Here is a 19,049-nt window from a genome sequence, read left to right as displayed (position 1 = left end):
GATGCCGGCTGGGCCGGTTGGGTGCCTTGCTGATCTCCGCCGGTGGTGGTTTGTGGGGTGGGGTTCGTGTCGGTTGTGGGGTTTTTGTCGACCGGCTGACTGTTCGTATCCGCTTTGGATTTGTCGGGATCGGGATTGTTGCACCCGGCCAGACAAACCAGTGCCAGCATCAGCAACACGGCTCTCATATCGATACTCCTTCGGTGGGAGATGGCGAAGCAGCCTGCCAAGCTTCCATCCGGTCGAATCGCACCGAAAGCCCCTGCCTGGCCGCGCTTCTGGCCAACATGCGATCCAGTTCGGCATCTTCGATGGGGCTGCGCATCACCTCACGAATGGCCCTGCAAGCCAGCTCCGTCGACACGAAATCATATCGCCTGCTCCTGGTCAGCACATATTGCTCGACCAGCATTTTCACACGCCGGAGCGCGATCTTATCAGCATGTTGCATCATGTTCCTCCTGCACGCGCCGAACTGCGGGACCAACCCGTTGTTCCCGCCCGAACTCCGAAAATCCATCGCCCGGCCAAGAGCAGAAGTCAGACTCCCGGCGGGCGCCGACCGGACGATACCGATCCACGGAACAATCATCTCCTCTGCTGGTTCGGCCGGCACGACGGAGGAAATCATGACGGATGCAAAACTCGCAGTGGTCACCGGCGCCTCGAGCGGCATAGGCAAGGAACTTGCGAAACTCTGCGCGAAGGACGGCTACGATCTCGTCGTTGCGGCTGATGAACCGGCAATCCAGCAGGCCGCCGAGGCACTCGGCTCACATAATATCGCAGTCGAAGCCGTCGAGGCCGATCTCGCGACCGTCGAAGGCGTGGATCGGCTGATCTCCCGAATTGGCGAGCGTGACATCGACCTGCTGTTTCTCAACGCTGGACGCGGGCTCGGCAATGGCTTCGTCGACCAGGACTGGGGGAAGATCCGGCGCATCATCGACACCAATATCACCGGAACGGTGTATCTCGCGCATGAACTCGGCGCCAAGATGGCTCGCCGCGGGCGCGGGCGCATTCTTGTCACCGGGTCGATCGCCGGTTTCATGCCCGGGACTTTCCAAGCCGTCTACAACGGCACCAAGGCATTCATCGATTCCTTCGCGATCGCCTTGCGTCACGAATTGCAGGACACCGGCGTCACGGTGACCGTGTTGATGCCCGGCGCCACGCAGACACGCTTCTTCGAACGCGCCGAGATGATGGACACCAAGGTCGGCACCGACGAGAAGGACAATCCGGCCGACGTTGCCAAGGCCGGCTACGAAGCGATGATGACTGGCGAAGAACAGGTGGTCAGCGGCTGGAAGAACAAGCTGCAGGTCGCCGCTGCGCATGTCACGCCAGCGGGTACGCTGGCCGAACAGCACCGCGAGATGGCGGCCCCGGGCTCGGCGTCCCAGGACTGACCGGCGGCATCTCCGGCGCCACGCACGAGAAACGCGCGTTGAAACGCGCCCTCGAAACTCAGGAGCAACATCGTGAAAGCCCTTACATGGCACGGCAAAGGCGACATACGCTGCGACCAAGTGGCCGATCCCGTCATCGAGGATGACCGCGACGTGATCATCAAGGTTACGTGCTGCGCCATATGCGGCTCCGACCTCCACCTGATGAACGGTTACATGCCGACGATGAAATCGGGCGACGTGCTTGGCCACGAGACGATGGGCGAAGTGGTGGAGGTTGGTCAGGGCCATTCGAAGTTCAAGAAGGGTGACCGGGTGGTGGTGCCGTTCAACATTTCCTGCGGCGAGTGCTGGTTTTGCCAGAACGGGCTGTTTTCGCTTTGCGACCGCTCGAATCCCAACGCAAAACAGGCCGCCGAAGCGATGGGGCAATCGCCGGCCGGCCTTTTCGGATATTCGCATCTTGTCGGCGGCTATTGGGGCGGACAAGCGGAATATCTGCGGGTTCCGTTCGCCGATGTCGGTCCGATCAAGGTGCCGGAGGGAATGGAAGATGAACAGGTGCTGTTTCTCTCCGACATCTTCCCGACCGGCTACATGGCGGCAGAGAACGCCGGCATCGAGCCGGGCGATACGGTCGCGATATGGGGTTGCGGCCCGGTTGGCCAATTCGCCATCCAGAGCGCGTGGATGCTCGGCGCCGGCCGCGTCATCGCCATCGACAAGGTGCCGGAGCGGCTGGCCATGGCGCGTGAACACGGCAAAGCCGAGACGCTCGACTTCAGCAATTCCAATATCTACGACGCACTGATGGCGATGACCGACGGCCGCGGCCCGGATCGCTGCATCGACTGCGTCGGCACTGAATCCGACCCCGGCGCCAGCGCCGACGCCATGCTCGACAAGGTGAAGGCCGCCGTCTATCTCGGCACCGATCGGCCGCATGTGCTGCGAGAGGCGATCTATTGCTGCCGCAAGGGCGGCACCATCTCGGTTCCCGGCGTCTATATCGGCCTGGTCGATCACATCCCGTTCGGCGCCGCGATGAACAAGGGGCTGACCTTCCGAATGGGCCAAACCCATACCCAGCGCTATCTCGAACCACTTCTGGCCAAGGTCCAGAATGGCGAGATCGACCCGTCTTTCGTCATCACCCACAGAGCCGAGCTCGAAGCCGGGCCGGACCTCTACAAGACCTTCCGAGACAAGCAGGATGGTTGCATCAAGGTGGTTATGCGGCCGCATGGCTGAGATGTCGCAATTCCAGAGGCAAGAGCTGTCTCATTCCCGGCATCCGTTGGACGCCCGCCCGATCGGCATTGGCAGTTCGGAACCTTCTGCTGTGTCGGCGATTGACCCGCTGAGTTCGGTTCAGAAGAAGGGTGCCGCCATGGCCAACGAGAATTCTCGCTCGAAACCCGTTATTCGGTCTCCGAACACCGATGGTTTGCCACACCCGAGGCGAGACGCCGGTGCTACGGACGCAGGGGCGAAATCGCCGACGCCGAAGACTGCCGGAGGATCTCACCCTTCAGCCCCTCCCCTGGACAATCCCACAGCCAATCGAAATGCCGGTCGTCCCCGTCAGCCCAGCACGACTCCGCGACCGACGGACAAGCCCTTGGACTGATCCTATGGCGCCCTTCGAGTGCCCGTCAACGCGAAACGTCGCGCAGCGACCCCAGGTCGGCCAACGCAGCCAGGATAGCTGCTTCAGTCGCCGGCTTGGGCACGAATTTGCAGTCGCGAAAGGATGCCGGTAGGTCGCGCGCGCCAAATCCCGTCATGAGGGCGAAGGGAACACCCTGCGCCTGCAATGTCTCCGCGAGGGGCAGGCTCGTTTCACCGTTCAACTGAATGTCCAGCAACGCCATGTCGATCTTGTCCGAGCCGACGAGACGAAGCGCCGCGGCTACCGAAGGCGCGGGACCGACCACCTGGTAACCGGCGCTACGCAGGACCAACGCGGTGTCTTCCGCGATCAGCCATTCATCCTCGACAACCAGGACGCGCGGTCCGTCGTTCACGACCCCTCCTTCCGGTTAACGGGAAATGCGATCTGAACGTTGAGGCCTTCCTTGCGAAAAGCGGTTTCGACATGACCGCCAAGCCTGTAGCCGATCTCTCCCTGCAGCAGCGTGAGGCCGAAGCCGCTGCCGACGGGTTCATTGACAGGGGGACCGTCCTTCTCGCGCCAGGTAAGCGTAAACATGTCGTCAGCGATCGACCACATCACCACCACCTTGCCACGAGGTTTGGAAAGACCGCCATATTTGGCCGCGTTGGTGGCCAGTTCGTGGACGGCCATGCTAAGGGAAAGGCCCTGTTGCGGTCCAAGTTCTATCTCCTGGCCGTTCAGTTCGAACCGTTCAATGCCAAACGGCTCGAGCTCCTGGTGAAGCAGCTCGCTGACCGAAGCTTCCTTCCAGCTTTTCCGGCTCAACAATCCATAGGCCCGCGACATCGCATGCAAGCGTCCGATCAAGGCTTCCGCGAATTCATCCTTCGACACGGATTTCTCCCGCGTGCGGCTCGCAATGCTGACGATCACCGCCAACATGTTCTTGACCCGGTGGTTGAGCTCAGAGATGAGAACCTGCTGATGTTCTTCCGCCTGAGCCAGAGTGGTGACGTCGACCAGTGTCACGACCACACCCTGAACGCGGTTGCTCTTGTCCCGATAGGGATTGATATGGACCATGTGAAACCGCCCGGCGCTGTCGCGCGCAAGGTGGTGGTTCAGGGTCTCGCCTGTCTCGAACACCTCGGCGATATGCTGCTTCAACTCGGGATACTCCAACTGGCTCGACAGGTCCGTCAGCGGCCGGCCGACGTCGGAGGGTCGCAGACTGAAGAACGACGAAGCCGCGGGCGTGAAGGTCCGCACCACTAGATTGCGATCGAGGAAAATGGTCGCGATCTCCGTGCTTTCGAACAGGTTGCGCAGATCGCTGTTGGCGTGATCGAGTTCCTCGATCTTGTTCGTCAACTCGGCATTGATAGTGTTCAGTTCCTCATTGAGCGACTGCATTTCCTCCTTCGAGGCCTCAAGTTCCTCATTGGTCGACTGGGCCTCCTCGTTGACAGAGACGAGTTCCTCGTTGGACGATTTCACCTCTTCCAGTGCGGTCTCATATTCCTCGATCGTCGATTGCAGGCGCTCCCTCGCATCGCGCAGTTCTCGCTCCAGATCGGCGGTGCTGTCGATGTCATGGCTGCCGCCTTCGTCTGTGCGGATCTGCGTAGGTCCCGACGGTTCGAACAGGACGAGATAGAGCGGCTCGCCATTGTCGCGTTCCGCCAGCGGCTCAATGGTGAGCTTGATCGGCTGGATCCGCTCATCATCCTCCTCGACCGTGAGATTTTCCCGTATGACGGTCCGGCGCGTCGACGTCGCTTCCCGCAGCGCGGCGCGCAGGTCGAGTCGCAGCCCACGGCGCGCCATTGTCAACAGTTGCCGGCTGGGAATGCCTTGCGGCGCTTCGAGATATTTGCCGGTGCGAGCTGAGTAGTAGACGACATCGCCCTCGGCGTTGACCAGCACATGCGGGGGGGCGAAGCGCTCCAGCACCTGCGCCTCGACCGCCTGGCGTAGGGGATAACCGGCGGCTCCCTTCCTCAAGCCAGTGCTCTCGGACGGGAATGCGCCTGAACGGCCATCGCCGATCAGGGCCGGCAGCCTGACATGCGGCGAGGCATGCTCCCGCGCCTGGAAGATGCGATGTTTCTTGTCGACGGTAGCGAACAGATCGTCGTTCTGTCCGACGCTCTCCGAGGTGCCGAGGAAAAGATAACCGCCGGGCTTCAGGGCGTAATGGAAAATAGGAATGACCCGGTTTTGAATGGCGGGGCCGAAATAGATCAGCAGGTTACGGCACGACACCAGGTCCATGCGTGAGAAAGGCGGGTCGCGAACGACGCTGTGCGGCGAAAAGATGCACAGCTCCCGTATCTCGTTGCTGATGACATAGGTGTCCCCGTCGCCATTGAAAAACCGCTGGCGGCGTTCGGGGGAAAGTCCCTGCAGCAGGGCTTCAGGATAGCGCCCTGCCCGCGCCACCGCCAGCGCCGGTTCGTCGATATCGGTCGCGAATATCTGGATTCGCGGAACGACCGGGAGCTTTTCCACATGTTCGCGCAGCAGGATGCCGATGGAGAACACCTCTTCGCCTGTGGCGCAGCCGGGAATCCACACCCTGATGATGTCGTTGGCGGTCTTGCCTTCGAAGAGTTGCGGTACGATCTTTCGCTCGAGCAGTTCGAAGGCCTCGGGATCGCGAAAGAAGTTGGTGACGTTGATCAGCAGGTCGCGAAAAAGGTTCATCACCTCGCGAGGGTCCTTCTGCAGCCATTCCACGTATGCGCCAATGGATTGCATCTGCGCGATCTGCATGCGCCGCTTGATGCGTCGCAGGAACGTCTTGGTCTTGTAGCCCGAGAAATCATGGCCTGAGTGGCTGCGCAGGATGCCGTAGATCTGGGACAGGACCTTTTCCATACCCGCCGTGCGGACGCTATCCTCCTCCGCCAACCCATTCAACGCGTCGAAGCCGCGCGTGAAGGCTTCCAGTTTCGTGCCGATCTCCTCGGCGGGCGCGGCTATATCGATAAGTCCGCTGGTGATGGCGCTCTGCGGCATATCGGGGTTGCGCGGGCCGTAGCCGTCGGAGATCTGCGCAACGGTGAGCCCGCCATGCTCCTTGATCGCCTTGGCGCCCAAGGTTCCATCGGAATCTCCGCCCGACAGGATGACGCCGACGGCATGTTCGCCCTGGTCTTCGGCCAGTGCGCTGAAGAAGATGTCTATGGGTTTGCGCTCCTGGCTGAACCCATTGGGCCGGCGCAGGCGCAGCATTCCCTTGTCGATGGTCATGGTCACGTTCTGCGGCATGACATAGACGTGGTTCGGTTGAACGACCATGCCGTCCGCCGCGATTTCGACCGCCATTTCGGTGTAGCGGCCGACGACCTCGTGCAACAGGCTCTCTCGCTTAGGGCTGAGATGAGTAATGACGACGAACGCCATGCCGGGCTGATCGGTCATCCCCTTGAACAGCCCTTCCATCGCCGGAATCCCGCCGGCGGACGCGCCGACGCCCACGATGGGAAATCTTTTCGCCTGGGCTGTCACTGGAAGTTCCCCTTTCGGCACCTGTGTGCGAAATCACTTATGAAGCAGGCTGGACAGCAGGTAAGCATAGGCGCGGCGGAGATACGGAACAAGTCGCGACGGATGGCGTTAAATTTGGAGTTCACGTGTTCAATGACCAAACGTCCATCTGAAACAAAGCTCCCGACGCACATGGAGTCAGCGGCGTGGAATTGCCGGGCTCGTGCCGAAACGCCAGCAGGCTCGGCGAGGGACACTGTTTCCACCAGATACTGCTCGAGAAAGGATGACCGGGTGCGCGATCTGCAAGGGGTGCATCTTCTGATCGTCGAAGACGAATGGATGGTAGCCGGAGATCTCGCCCGCTATTTCAGCAATATGGGTGCGATCATCCTGGGACCGGCAGCGACGGTCGAACAAGCATCATTGCACACTGAATCGGCCGAGGCTGCCATCCTCGACGTCAACCTCAACGGGCGACGTGTCTTTCCGATCGCGGACGAACTGATGCGCCGCGGCGTCCCGTTCGTGTTTTTCAGCGGTGACAGCGATATCGCCATTCCCGAACATCTCCGGCATGCCAGCAACCTGCGAAAATCCTCGGGCAGCGGGGCTGTATTCAACGCCCTTTTCCCGCCGCAAGGCCCGGCTGAGGCGAGCGGCTTTGTGCCAAGTTCGCCGGATGACGTGTTTTCGCTCCTGCCCAAGCTCAGGCTTGCGGCACGTCTGTTGCTGGGGGATGTGGAAGCCTCCGACCGGCTTGTCGAAAGGACGCTCGAGCGAGCGATCCGTGACATCGACCAAAGGCGGATCGGCCAGTCCACCGAAGACTGGCTTAACGCCATCATGCGCGATTTGGCAAAGTCCGGCGGCGCAAGGCTTCTGAACTGAGCCGAACCAGGTTTCCGATTGATCGCCAGCCGGCCCTCGGTCAGCCCTTTTGGTCACGCTCGACGAACTTGTTGAAACGGCTGGTTTGCCCGCCGCCGGTGTTGGCCTGGTAAAGAAAAGCCAGACGGTTCTCATCGAATATCCGAAAGAACTCATCCCATTCGACTGGTTCGAATGCCTCCTCGGGCTCGCCGAAATCGATCCGCAGGATGCCGCCCTCGCCCTTGGTTCGCACCACTGCCGGCCGGCCGTTCCGCTCCTCGGCCCATTTGCGAATCTCCTCGTGATTGGTGGTCGTCTGCGATTGCGACATTGAAATCTCCTTTCAGCCAGCTCTCTCGCCGCGCACGCACCGCGGCAACTGTTGAGCGTCCTAACAGCACACGGCAGGCAATGTTCCAGCACCCGTCGCGTGGTGCGATGCGCCTGCTGTCGAATGAAACCGCCAGGAGAACTTTGTTGATGCGCAGGGAACAAAGCTTTTGCCGAGAAGTTGGGGGCGCCGAGGTCACCAGTCCGAGGAGTTGTCGTGAAACGTATACTGGTCACAGGGGGCTGTGGTTTCATTGGTCGCCACGTCGCACAAGAATTCGCCGATCACGGTTATTCGGTTTGCATCCTAGATGCATTGCTGGATCAGGTGCATGGCGGCGAAGCGGTCAACCTTCCCGCTGGAGCCGAACTGATCAAGGGCGACGTGCGCGATCGCGAAGCCGTCACCAAGGCGCTGAAGGGCGTCGACGGGGTGGTTCACCTGGCTGCGGAAGTCGGCGTCGGCCAATCCATGTACGAGATCGCCCGCTATGTCGGCGCCAACGATCTCGGCACTGCAACACTGCTCGAGGTGTTGATCAAGCACCCGGTCGAGCGGATCGTCGTCGCGTCTTCGATGAGCGTCTACGGCGAAGGTCTGTATGCCACGCCCGACGGCCGGCGCGTCGGCAACGCCCGGCGCAAGGCCAACGACCTCAAAGGCGGACAGTGGGATCCCTTGTCGGCGGACGGTGAACCTCTCTCGCCGTTGCCGACAGACGAAGAAAAGCCGATCGATCTCGCCTCCATCTATGCATTGACGAAATATGCCCAGGAACGCGCCGTGCTGATCTTCGGCGAAGCCTATGGCGTCGATGCGGTGGCGCTGCGCCTGTTCAACGTTTTCGGCGCCGGACAGGCGCTTTCAAACCCCTATACCGGCGTGCTGGCCAACTTCGCCTCGCGTCTGGCCAACGGTAAGCGGCCGATGATCTTCGAAGATGGCCAGCAGAAGCGCGATTTCGTTCATGTACGTGACGTCGCCCGCGCCTTTCGCCTGGCACTGGAGCAACGCCAGGCAAAAGGCCACGTCATCAACATCGGAAGCGGCCGGGCTTATGCGATCCGCGATGTCGCGCGGCTGCTGGCTGAGGCCATGGGAACGCCGGACCGCTCGCCCGAGCTGCTCGGCAAAGCGCGTTCCGGTGACATTCGCAACTGCTTCGCCGACATTTCCAAGGCGCGCGAACTGCTGGGTTTCGAACCAGGGCGGCAGTTGGAGAATTCCCTCGGCGACTTCGTTTCCTGGGTGCGCAACACGATTGCCATCGATCGCGGCGCCGACATGAAACGCGAGCTCGAAGAACGCGGGCTGGTGTCATGAAGCCGGGTAGACGCAATCGTCGCGAAGCACCTGTCGCCATCGTCGGCGGCAGCGGCTTCATCGGGTCCAATCTCGCCGACAGCCTGTTGTCGGACGGCGAGCCGGTGCTGGTGATCGACAATCTCAGTCGCCCCGGTGTCGAACAGAACCTTGAATGGTTGTCGCACAAGCATGGAAGCCGCCTCACCGTGGAAACTGTCGATGTGCGCGACGCCAACGCCTTGGCTTCGGCCCTCACGGGGTCGAAAGCCATATTCCACCTGGCCGCGCAGACCGCCGTTACCACCAGCCTGGTTCGGCCGGGCGAGGATTTCGACATTAACCTTAGGGGAACTTTCAACGTCCTGGAGGCGGCGCGACAGAGCGGCGAACGCATCCCGGTGATCTTCGCCAGCACCAACAAGGTGTACGGCAGCCTCCCCGACATCGCAGTTCGCCCGGAGGGCGAGCGCTATGTGCCCTGCCACCCTGCGATCCGCACCGAGGGTATCGGCGAGGGCCGCAGCCTGGACTTTTGCACACCCTATGGCTGCTCCAAAGGCGCGGCCGACCAGTACGTGCTCGACTACGCCAAGTCCTATGGCTTGCCGACGGCGGTCCTGCGGATGAGCTGCATCTACGGTCCGCGCCAGTTCGGAACGGAGGACCAGGGCTGGGTTGCGCACTTCCTGCTTTGCGCGCTTTCGGGGCGGCCGATAACCATTTACGGCGACGGCAGGCAGGTGCGCGACATCCTGCACGTCTCCGATGCGGTTGCAGCCTACAGGGCCGTGCTCGACCGGATCGAGACGATCACGGGCCAGGCGTTCAATCTCGGCGGCGGACCGAAAAATGCGCTCAGCCTGCGCATGCTGTTGAGCGAGATCGGTACCCTGACGGATCGAGCACTGTCGATCCGTTATGAGGCAGAGCGGACGGGCGACCAGCCCTTCTTCGTCGCCGATACCAGGAAGATGCAAACCACGCTTGGCTGGACGGCGCATGTTTCGTGGCGCGAAGGCATCCGCGACCTCGCCGAATGGTTGCAGCGTCACCGGCTCGAACCCCACGCCGAAGCCGAGAGGTACGTCGCATGAAAATCGCGTTGGTCAACCCATTCTGGACCTACGACGACAGCATCTATTTCGGCTGCCGCCAACCGCATCTACCCCTGGAACTCGGCTACTCGAAAGCCTTGCTCGAACGGGCTGGCCATGAGGTTCTGATGCTGGACGGACAGCTTCAGAAGCTTGACAATTCCAGCCTTTCCGAACGGGTGGCCGAGTTCGCGCCGGCAATGACGGTCGTCACCACCGCGCCGACCTATCTGTTCTGGCGCTGCGCGCCGCCGGAATTGCGCGTGCCGGCCGATTTTCTCAACCGCCTTGCCGGGCGGGGCGGGCGCACCGTCGCGGTCGGGCCGCATGGCTCGGCGACACCGGCGCCAACGCTGCGCAAGCTCGGCGTCGACATCATCGTGCGCGGCGAATGCGAGGAGGTCGTGGCCGACCTTGCACGGCGCGATGATTGGAGTGCGGTGTCGTCAACCGCCTACTTTAGCGAAGCAAGGCTGATCTCGAACGGCGGCGTCCACGCCAGTTCGTTCATCGACCATCCGCCGCTCGAATGGCCATCGGACTGGATCGCCGCGCACGCGCACCACCATCACAGGTTCGACGACCACCAGGTGGGGTTCGGCGCGGAAGTCGAGGCGTCGCGCGGCTGCCCTTACAATTGCAGCTTCTGCGCCAAGATGGATTTCCGCGATGCCTATCGCCGCCGAAATCACGAGGCGGTCGTGACGGAAATAGACCGGCTGATCGCCCAAGGTGTCGGCTATATCTACTTCATCGACGAGATTTTCCTGCCGCAGAAAGCCTTGCTGGAGGCACTGGTCGACCGTGACGTGAAATTCGGCGTACAGACCCGCATCGACCTGTGGAAGCCCGAACTGCTGGAATTGCTTGGCGCGGCCGGTTGCGTGTCAATCGAAGCGGGCCTCGAAAGCCTGACAGTGGAGGGCCGGGCCATGCTGGCCAAGCGCTGCCGCCTGGGCACGGAGGAACTCGCCGCGCTGCTCGTCGATGCAAGACGCCATGTTCCGTTCGTCCAGGCCAATCTGATCGGCGTGGTCGAAGATGACCCTGCCCTGGTCGACTACTGGCGAAACCACCTGATCGACAACGGGGTATGGGCCAATGAGCCGGTACCGCTCTATCCCTACCCGAGTTCGCCCAGCTATCGCGAGCTTTGGGGCGAGCCCGATGACATCGCGTGGGAGCGCGCGCATGAACACTATCTCGCCTCGTTCCAAAAATTCAGCGACATCCAGGAGAAGCGCCCGCGTCCGCTGGCGGAACTGGAGGCGACATGTTGCGGACACTGACCCCGCGTTCGCGGCGCATCTTGATGACGGTCGATGCCGTGGGCGGCGTGTGGCGGTACGCGCTTGATCTGGCGCGGGAATTCGTGGATGGCGGGGACAGCGTTTTGCTCGCCGGTCTCGGTCCGGAACCATCCACGCAACAGGCCGAAGAAGCACAGTCCTTGGCGACACTGAGCTGGCTGAACACGCCGCCGGACTGGATGACCCGCAATGCCAGCGACCTCGATGCGTTGCCGGGGGAGCTGCATGCGCCCATTCGTGACCACGCCATCGACCTTGTTCATCTCAATGCGCCGACGCAGGCAGTGGGGCTCGATGCGCCCTGCCCTGTCGTGGTGGTCTCGCATTCCTGCGTGGTCACATGGTTCCATGCCGTCAAGGGACAGGCGGTGGACAGAGCATGGGACTGGCAGAGGCAGCGCAACAGGCGCGGCTTCGACAGGGCCGACGCCGTCATCGCGCCGAGCCACAGCCACGCCGGCATGCTCGAAACCTGCTATGGACAAATCGCGCATCTTAATGTCGTCGCCAACGGCGCCCGCCCGGTAGCGAAAGCCGAAAAGCGTCAACCGCTCGTCTTCGCCGCCGCTCGCTGGTGGGATGAAGCCAAGAACGCCGCGGTGATCGACCAGGCCGCGTCGATAACGCAATGGCCCGTCTTTGCAGCCGGTTCCACGCTAGGTCCGGACGGCCAGCGCGCCGGCTTCAGCCATGCCGTCGCTCTCGGAGCGCTACCGCATGATGAGATGCGCTCCCTGATGGCACGCGCCGGAATCTTCGTGTCGCCATCGCTCTACGAGCCGTTCGGCCTGGCGACGCTGGAAGCGGCCATGTCGGCGACGCCGCTGGTTCTATCCGACATCGCCACCTACCGCGAGTTATGGGACGGGGCCGCGTTATTCTACGACGCGCGCGACCCGCACGACCTCGCCGCCTGCATCAACCGTCTCTCCGCGGATGCGCAGCACAGGCGGGAGCTCGGACGGGCAGCCCTGCGCCGGAGCCGCAGGTTTTCGCTGGCGAGGCAGGCAACGGCCATGCGCGACGTCTACGACAAAGCGGCCCTAGCGATGGCGGAGCGCTGATCATGCGCTTTCTGTTCTATACCCATTCGGTCGTTTCCGACTGGAACCACGGCAACGCACATTTCCTGCGCGGCGTCATGCGGGAGCTGGTCGCACGCCAGCATCAGGCGATCGCGCTGGAGCCGGCGGACGGCTGGAGCCGCTCGAATCTGCTGGCCGAGAAGGGCTCCTTCGCCATCGAGCGCTTCAGGAACGATTTCCCCGAGCTGATGCCGGTGACTTACGATGCCGGCTTTGACCACGAGGCCTGGATCACCGATGCGGACGTGGTGGTCGTCCATGAATGGACCGAGCCGGACCTCGTGGCGCGCATTGGTCGCGCCAGGGCCAGCGGCGGCAATTTCATCCTCCTGTTTCACGACACCCACCACCGCGCCGTGTCGGCGACCGAGGCGATCTCGGCGCTCCAGCTGGAGCATTACGACGGCGTTCTGGCCTTTGGCGAAGCGTTGCGCGAGAGCTACCTGCGCGCCGGGTGGGGCAAACGCGTCTTCACCTGGCACGAGGCGGCTGACGACCGCCTGTTCAGACCGCATCCTGAGATCCGCCCGACCTCCGATCTGATCTGGATTGGAAACTGGGGCGACGACGAGCGTACCGCGGAGCTCACGGAATTTCTGATCGAGCCGGTGCACGAACTCGGCCTCGATGCCACCGTTCATGGCGTGCGCTACCCCAGGCAGGCGCTCGCCGATCTCGCAGCCGCCGGCCTGCGCCATGAAGGCTGGATCGCCAATGCCGACGTGCCGAAAGCGTTCGCAGCGCATCGTGTCACGGTGCATGTTCCGCGCCGCCCCTATCGGGAAGGCCTGCCCGGCATTCCGACCATCCGCGTGTTCGAGGCGCTCGCCTGCGGCATTCCGCTGATTTCCGCCCCGTGGTCCGACACCGAGCAACTGTTCAGACCAGGCGTCGATTTCCTGTTTGCGGACAATGGCTCCCAGATGCGGCGACACCTCCGGGCCGTACTCGGCGACGCGGATTTCGCTGCCTCCCTGGCGGCGTCTGGTCTCGAGACCATCCGCCTGCGGCACACATGCCGGCACCGCGTGGACGAGTTGTTCGGCGTGCTCGCCGAATGCGGACCTCAACACATCACCAATCCGACCGCCGCAAAGGAAGCTGCTGAATGAAGATCGCTTTTTATGGATCGAGCCTGTTGTCGTCCTACTGGAACGGCGCCGCTACCTATTACCGTGGGTTGCTCAAGGCGCTTTCCCAACTCGGCTACGAAATCACCTTCTATGAACCTGACGTCTATGACCGCCGGAACAACCGCGACATCGAGGCGCCGGAGTGGTGCGCCGTCGTCGTGTACGAGGCGACCCGGCACGCGCTGATGCAGGTGGCGGCGCACGCCGCCGAGGCGGATATCGTCGTCAAGGCGAGCGGCGTCGGTTTTGAGGATGAGGCGCTGCTGCGCGCCGTGCTCGATCACGCGCGTCGTGACGCGCTCGTGGTGTTCTGGGACGTGGACGCTCCGGCGACGCTCGGCCAATTGCGCGATGAACCGGACCATCCGCTGCATGCCGCGCTGCGGCAAATCGATCTTGTGTTGACCTATGGCGGCGGCGACCCCGTGGTCTGGGCCTATCGCGCCATGGGAGCGAAGGAATGCGTGCCGATCTACAATGCGCTCGATCCTGAAACGCATCATCCAGTCGCCAGTCAGGCGCGTTTTGCTTGCGACCTCGCCTTCCTCGGAAACCGGCTGCCGGACCGTGAGGCGCGCGTCGAGGCGTTTTTTCTCGATCCGGCCAGCCGTTTGCAGGAGCAGCGTTTCCTGCTTGGCGGATCGGGCTGGGGCGACAAGCCGCTTCCCGGCAATGTCAGTTGGCTCGGCCACGTCGGCACCCGCGACCACAACGCCTTCAATGTCACGCCCAAGGCGGTGTTGAACATCAGCCGCGACAGCATGGCCGCAAACGGCTTTTCGCCCGCCACCCGCGTTTTCGAGGCGGCGGGCGCTGGTGCCTGCCTCATCACGGATGCGTGGCTGGGCGTCGAACTGTTCCTGAAACCCGGCGAGGAGATCCTGGTCGCACGCGACGGCGGCGATGTCGCCGAAATCATGCGCACCTTGACCCCCAATCGGGCAAAGGCGATCGGCGCGTCCGCGCTGCGCCGCGTCCGCGGTGAACATACCTACGCCATGAGAGCGGCCGTGACCGATACGGTCTTGAGGCGGCACTTCGAGCGCGGGACCGTGGAGGCGGCGTAATGACCAAGCGGCTCAACATCGTCTTTCTCGGCCTGTCCCTCTCCTCGTCCTGGGGAAACGGCCACGCCACGACATTTCGAGGCCTGCTGAAAGGCCTGCATGAACTCGGTCACCGCGTGACCTTCCTGGAGCGCAACGTGCCGTGGTATGCCAATCACCGCGACTTGCGCGATCCCGATTTCTGCACTCTGCGCTACTACGAAACGACGCAGGAGTTGCAACAGGACTGGGCACGATGCTTGCAACAGGCCGATGTCGTGGTCGTCGGGTCCTTCGTTCCGGAGGGGCGCGCGGTCATCGACATTGCCGTGGCGCTCTGCAAAGGGGCGCTCTGCTTTTATGACATCGACACGCCGGTGACCCTGGCAAAGCTTTCGACGGATGAATGCGACTATCTTAGTCGGCGGCAGATTCCGTATTTCGATGTCTATTTCTCCTTCACCGGCGGGCCGACGCTTGGCCGACTGGCGCAGGATTTCGGTGCGCGCCGTGCCGAACCGCTCTACTGTTCGGTCGATCCGCAACGGCATCACCGAACCGCCGACCCAGTCGGCTGGGACCTCGGTTATCTCGGCACCTACAGCACCGACCGGCAGGCAACGCTCAACGCGCTGTTGCTCGAGCCCGCACGGCGCATGCCGGAGCGCCGTTTCGTCGTCGCCGGCTCGCAATATCCGTCCGACATCGTCTGGCCTGAGAATGTCGAACGAATCGAACATTTGCCGCCGGCCGACCATGCCGCATTCTATAGCCGCCAGCGCTACACGCTGAACGTCACGCGCAGATCGATGATCGCCGCCGGATGGTCGCCCAGCGTACGGCTTTTCGAGGCTGCCGCTTGCGGCACGCCGATTATCAGCGATCGCTGGCCGGGTCTCGACAGCTTCTTTCCTGCTTCGGCGATCCGCACGGCCGACAAGGCGGATGACATCGTCGATATCCTGCTCAGGGAATCCGAGCGCGCCCGGCTCGCCATGGCCGGCCGGGCGCGCGAACTCGTCCTGGCAGCACATACCGGTGCGGCCAGGGCCCGCGAATTCGTGTCGCTGCTGACACGACCGAGAGCGGCGATGATCGATCTCGATATCGGAACCGCAGCATGACTGAAAGACAGGAGAAAACAGCGATGCGGCAAACAAGAAAAGCGCGAAGGGCGAAGACAGTGCTTGTCGCCGGTGGCGCGGGTTTCCTCGGCTCGCATCTTTGCGAAACGTTGTTCCGCAACGGCTGGCGTGTGATCTGCGTCGACAATTTCCTTACCGGCCGCATGGACAACATCGTCTCGATCATGGACCAGCCGCGCTTCCGGCTGATCGAGCAGGATATCTGCCGGCCGCTGAACCTCGGCGAGCCGGTCGATCGCGTTTTCAACCTGGCATGCGCTGCTTCGCCGCCGCGCTACCAGGCCGATCCGATACACACGACACGCACCTGCGTCATCGGAACGCTCAACCTGCTCGAACTCGCCGCCCGCAACAATGCGCGATTCCTGCAGGCGTCGACAAGTGAAGTTTATGGCGACCCGGAACAACATCCGCAACGGGAAGACTATGTTGGCCATGTGAACTTCACCGGCCCGCGCGCCTGCTACGACGAAGGCAAGCGCACCGCCGAAACGCTTTGCTTCGATTATCTGAGAGCGGCAAAAGCCGATATTCGCGTGGCTCGCATCTTCAATACCTACGGTCCCAGGATGGACCCCGCCGACGGCCGCATCGTCTCGAACCTGATCATGCAGGCGCTTGAGAAGCGCTCGATGACGATATTCGGTGATGGGTTGCAGACAAGGTCCTTCTGCTACGTCTCCGATCTGATCGAAGGTATGATGCGCCTGATGGATCTCGATCTCAATCCCGGAAAACCCGTCAACCTTGGCAATCCCGGAGAATTCACCATCATGCGACTGGCATCCATGGTGAGGGACATGACCGGAACCAAGTCGGATCTGAAATTCCTGCCCTTGCCGCAAGACGATCCCCGCCGGAGGCAGCCCGACATCTCGCGTGCGAAGGCGCTGCTCGGCTGGACGCCGAAAGTGCCGCTCAGGCAAGGGCTGATGCAGACGATCGGATACTTCTCCAATCTCGAAACCAGCGGGATCGACGGCCGGATGACAGCTATTGCGACAAACGCAAGATCGGGCAGGTTGCAGAACCTTCCGGCCTGAGGCCAGGCCGCCGCAGCCACGTGTTCCGGCATGACCGCTCAAGCACGGTCATGCCTCCTGCCGCACTTTTGCGGATTGCGCGGAACATCCTGGCAAGCTCGGGGTTTGACGATGAGATCCCGCTATGGAGAACGGACCTGTGCAACCCAAACGATCCGCAAAGGATATCGAGCAGATTGCGGAAAGAGAGACGGCTGCCTTTCTGCGACGGGCCTCCATCACCTATCTCGAGTGCTGCGTCAGCCTAATGATGACGCATCTGCAGCGCGAGGAAGTGGCCACCATTCTCGAACGCGAAGCGGACATGCTGCGGAGACTGGACTGATCGTCACGGCCCGGACCTCTCCAGGAAGCGTAGCAGCCCTTTCTTGTACCGCGTTGCCGCAGCTACCAGCCTTGGCTTCTCCGGGCCATGCTCGGATCGGGCAGCAACGTCCCAGAGTCCCAGTTGAAACGCCAGGTAGCAAGGTTCGAGACAGTCAATGAGGCCGGTATCGATATTGAGCCGCTCCCCGGCTTCCATGCGGTGGACCAACGTCGCTAGCTCGCTGTCGGAAAATCCATATTCGACGCGAGCGCCGGCAATATCCCACTCTATGGGCTGGCAGCCGATCAAATCATGTCCCCGGCAGTGATCGACGGCATCCGTCTTGATCAACGTCCCGTCGGCACAAACGAGAAACTCCCACGGGTGAAGCCTTCCGTCGATCTCGACCCGTGGCAGCGCTTGCGCAGGGGCACGCTTCGAGAACCAGTTCCGCAGCTCCGCCGCGCGCCGCTCACCCAGGGCTTCGGCGCCATTGTGGACGGCCATCTCAGCGAGTTCCGGCAATCCAGCACCCAGTTCCGGAGTTCTGAGATTGGCCGCACGCCAAGCGAGATAGTGCGCGAGCTCCGCGACAAGCCTGTCTCTGGACAGGTTTGCCTGATCCATTGTCTTTCCCTCGATCCACCGTTCAACCAGAAAACCGTGACAAAGCCCGACGATCTGCGGTCCGAAGCCGGCTTCGTGCAGCATCTCCGCGGTTTGCATCTTGCGCTGCCCGGTTTGACCGAGGCCGGCAAATTTGACGAGCCACCGATCGCGTCCCGCGGACGCCAGGAATTTTCGCCGCTCGATGCCGCGTTGACTCGGCGGCCAGAGCCTCTCCTCGGCGTAGTGGAGGTTTCGCCACTCTCCAGCGGATATTTCGGTCAGGGCCAATTGCGGGCTGCCGGCAGCCTCCGCCACCCAATCGCGTAGCGTCGGCATTTGCGCGCCGCCCGGGAAGGTGCGTTCGAAGGCCCGCGCCACATGTTTTCGGCAACCCGACCATGTCTCACGAACCTCCTTAGAGGCTTCGGCACCCGGGCCGCCGGAATGGCTGGGGAACAGGTGAATGCGATCCCTATCGATGCCCAGCCGCCGCAGCCATGCGACGACGGAGTGCATCGAACTGCCCGACAGGCCGGGGCCCTCGTCGACGACAGCGAAGCAAGCCGACGGCTTGCCCCTCCAGGCGCCGATCAATTCCGGGTCGGCGTTGACATACCTGCGGAAAGGATGGCCGATCGGGCGCACGCTGATGGGTGCCGGCGCGTCGATCGCCGCGGCGACCAAGGCGGCAAGCCCGAGGCCAATGCTGCGGATGCCGATGACGCATGTATTCGCGTCGAGGCCTGATGCCCGCCCCGCGCCGAGGTAGCTTTCAGGATAGAGCGCATAATGGGCGTATCCCTCGGCCGTGCCGGTAAGAACCTTGCCCCGGCAGTCGAGCGCGGCCAGCATATGCCTCAGCACGGGATCGACGGCGCCAGTCACTGTGAAGCCGCTTCGCCAGGACCTCGCCACTTCCGCCGCAAGGCCGACCAGCAGCTTGGCACCTTGCCGCTGCCTCGGCGAAGGGGTGTCCCCGCCGCGGGCCTCGAACTCGACATCGGCCTGTGCCTGGACCAGTTCCGAGACCTTGACGAACAACCCTACCAGCGCAGCGTGGCGTTGAATGCCGCAGGGCCTGCAATCGAGGCTTTCAGCCATTTCGCTTGCAGCCTCGCGAAGCTGTCGCGCGTCTTCCGTTCGTTTGTGGTCGCCGTAGACGATCATCCACCGATTCCAAGCTCGCCGTGCGCCAACGCGGCATGCGCGGCTTTGATCCATCCTGCCGCGCGCAATTTTTCCA

General features: G+C 62.4%; 16 protein-coding genes. 12 read left to right on the top strand and 4 right to left on the bottom strand.

The window, feature by feature from the left end; all coding sequences use genetic code 11:
* Window positions 1-629: 629 nt before the first annotated feature.
* Window positions 630-1,415 (top strand): SDR family NAD(P)-dependent oxidoreductase, encoded by a 786-nt coding sequence (locus FJ959_RS05400; protein WP_140583960.1) that lies wholly within the window; start codon window positions 630-632, stop codon window positions 1,413-1,415.
* Between the two features lie 72 nt (window positions 1,416-1,487).
* The gene (locus FJ959_RS05395; RefSeq protein ID WP_140497428.1) at window positions 1,488-2,666 is read left to right on the top strand and encodes a zinc-dependent alcohol dehydrogenase; all 1,179 of its coding nucleotides are present in this window, start codon (window positions 1,488-1,490) and stop codon (window positions 2,664-2,666) included.
* 404 nt (window positions 2,667-3,070) lie between these two features.
* On the opposite strand, the gene FJ959_RS05390 is transcribed toward FJ959_RS05395, so the two are convergent.
* Window positions 3,071-3,442, bottom strand: a complete 372-nt coding sequence (locus FJ959_RS05390; RefSeq protein WP_140515210.1) for a response regulator — start codon at window positions 3,440-3,442, stop codon at window positions 3,071-3,073.
* Window positions 3,439-6,546 carry a CheR family methyltransferase gene (locus tag FJ959_RS05385; protein WP_140628913.1) on the bottom strand — a complete coding sequence of 1,036 codons (3,108 nt, stop codon included), beginning with the start codon at window positions 6,544-6,546 and terminating at the stop codon, window positions 3,439-3,441. Before FJ959_RS05385 ends, FJ959_RS05390 begins: the two co-directional genes overlap by 4 nt.
* A 132-nt stretch (window positions 6,547-6,678) precedes the next feature.
* Between FJ959_RS05385 and FJ959_RS05380 the strand changes: the two genes are divergently transcribed.
* Window positions 6,679-7,416, top strand: coding sequence for a response regulator (locus FJ959_RS05380; protein ID WP_246680780.1), 738 nt, complete (start codon window positions 6,679-6,681; stop codon window positions 7,414-7,416).
* A 40-nt stretch (window positions 7,417-7,456) separates the two neighbouring features.
* On the opposite strand, the gene FJ959_RS05375 is transcribed toward FJ959_RS05380, so the two are convergent.
* On the bottom strand, window positions 7,457-7,729 hold the full coding sequence (locus FJ959_RS05375; RefSeq protein WP_140497420.1) for a hypothetical protein: 273 nt from the start codon (window positions 7,727-7,729) through the stop codon (window positions 7,457-7,459).
* A 216-nt stretch (window positions 7,730-7,945) separates the two neighbouring features.
* Here FJ959_RS05375 and FJ959_RS05370 point away from each other — a divergent pair, with 216 nt between their 5' ends.
* From FJ959_RS05370 to FJ959_RS05330, 9 genes are all read left to right on the top strand, one after another.
* Entirely contained in the window at window positions 7,946-9,052 is a 1,107-nt protein-coding gene (locus FJ959_RS05370) for an SDR family NAD(P)-dependent oxidoreductase (protein ID WP_140628910.1), read from the top strand.
* Entirely contained in the window at window positions 9,049-10,128 is a 1,080-nt protein-coding gene (locus tag FJ959_RS05365) for an NAD-dependent epimerase/dehydratase family protein (protein ID WP_140561678.1), read from the top strand. Before FJ959_RS05370 ends, FJ959_RS05365 begins: the two co-directional genes overlap by 4 nt.
* Window positions 10,125-11,417: a TIGR04295 family B12-binding domain-containing radical SAM protein gene (locus FJ959_RS05360; RefSeq protein WP_140497414.1), complete on the top strand. Its 1,293-nt coding sequence runs from the start codon at window positions 10,125-10,127 to the stop codon at window positions 11,415-11,417. Before FJ959_RS05365 ends, FJ959_RS05360 begins: the two co-directional genes overlap by 4 nt.
* Window positions 11,402-12,502, top strand: coding sequence for a glycosyltransferase family 4 protein (locus FJ959_RS05355; RefSeq protein ID WP_140628907.1), 1,101 nt, complete (start codon window positions 11,402-11,404; stop codon window positions 12,500-12,502). Before FJ959_RS05360 ends, FJ959_RS05355 begins: the two co-directional genes overlap by 16 nt.
* Before the next feature lie 2 nt (window positions 12,503-12,504).
* Window positions 12,505-13,635, top strand: a complete 1,131-nt coding sequence (locus FJ959_RS05350; protein WP_140628904.1) for a glycosyltransferase — start codon at window positions 12,505-12,507, stop codon at window positions 13,633-13,635.
* Window positions 13,632-14,723: a glycosyltransferase gene (locus FJ959_RS05345; RefSeq protein WP_140564418.1), complete on the top strand. Its 1,092-nt coding sequence runs from the start codon at window positions 13,632-13,634 to the stop codon at window positions 14,721-14,723. The genes FJ959_RS05350 and FJ959_RS05345 overlap by 4 nt, the downstream gene beginning before the upstream one ends.
* Window positions 14,723-15,826: a glycosyltransferase gene (locus FJ959_RS05340; RefSeq protein ID WP_140497406.1), complete on the top strand. Its 1,104-nt coding sequence runs from the start codon at window positions 14,723-14,725 to the stop codon at window positions 15,824-15,826. The genes FJ959_RS05345 and FJ959_RS05340 overlap by 1 nt, the downstream gene beginning before the upstream one ends.
* 23 nt (window positions 15,827-15,849) lie before the next feature.
* Window positions 15,850-16,890: a UDP-glucuronic acid decarboxylase family protein gene (locus FJ959_RS05335; protein ID WP_140628901.1), complete on the top strand. Its 1,041-nt coding sequence runs from the start codon at window positions 15,850-15,852 to the stop codon at window positions 16,888-16,890.
* 139 nt (window positions 16,891-17,029) lie between these two features.
* The gene (locus tag FJ959_RS05330; protein WP_140497402.1) at window positions 17,030-17,215 is read left to right on the top strand and encodes a hypothetical protein; all 186 of its coding nucleotides are present in this window, start codon (window positions 17,030-17,032) and stop codon (window positions 17,213-17,215) included.
* A 3-nt stretch (window positions 17,216-17,218) separates the two neighbouring features.
* On the opposite strand, the gene FJ959_RS05325 is transcribed toward FJ959_RS05330, so the two are convergent.
* On the bottom strand, window positions 17,219-18,658 hold the full coding sequence (locus tag FJ959_RS05325) for a hypothetical protein (RefSeq protein WP_246679022.1): 1,440 nt from the start codon (window positions 18,656-18,658) through the stop codon (window positions 17,219-17,221).
* Window positions 18,659-19,049 lie beyond the last annotated feature (391 nt).

The organism is Mesorhizobium sp. B2-2-4 (assembly GCF_006442375.1).
In the GTDB taxonomy this organism is placed as follows: domain Bacteria; phylum Pseudomonadota; class Alphaproteobacteria; order Rhizobiales; family Rhizobiaceae; genus Mesorhizobium.
This window is presented reverse-complemented; position numbering and strand designations above follow the sequence as displayed.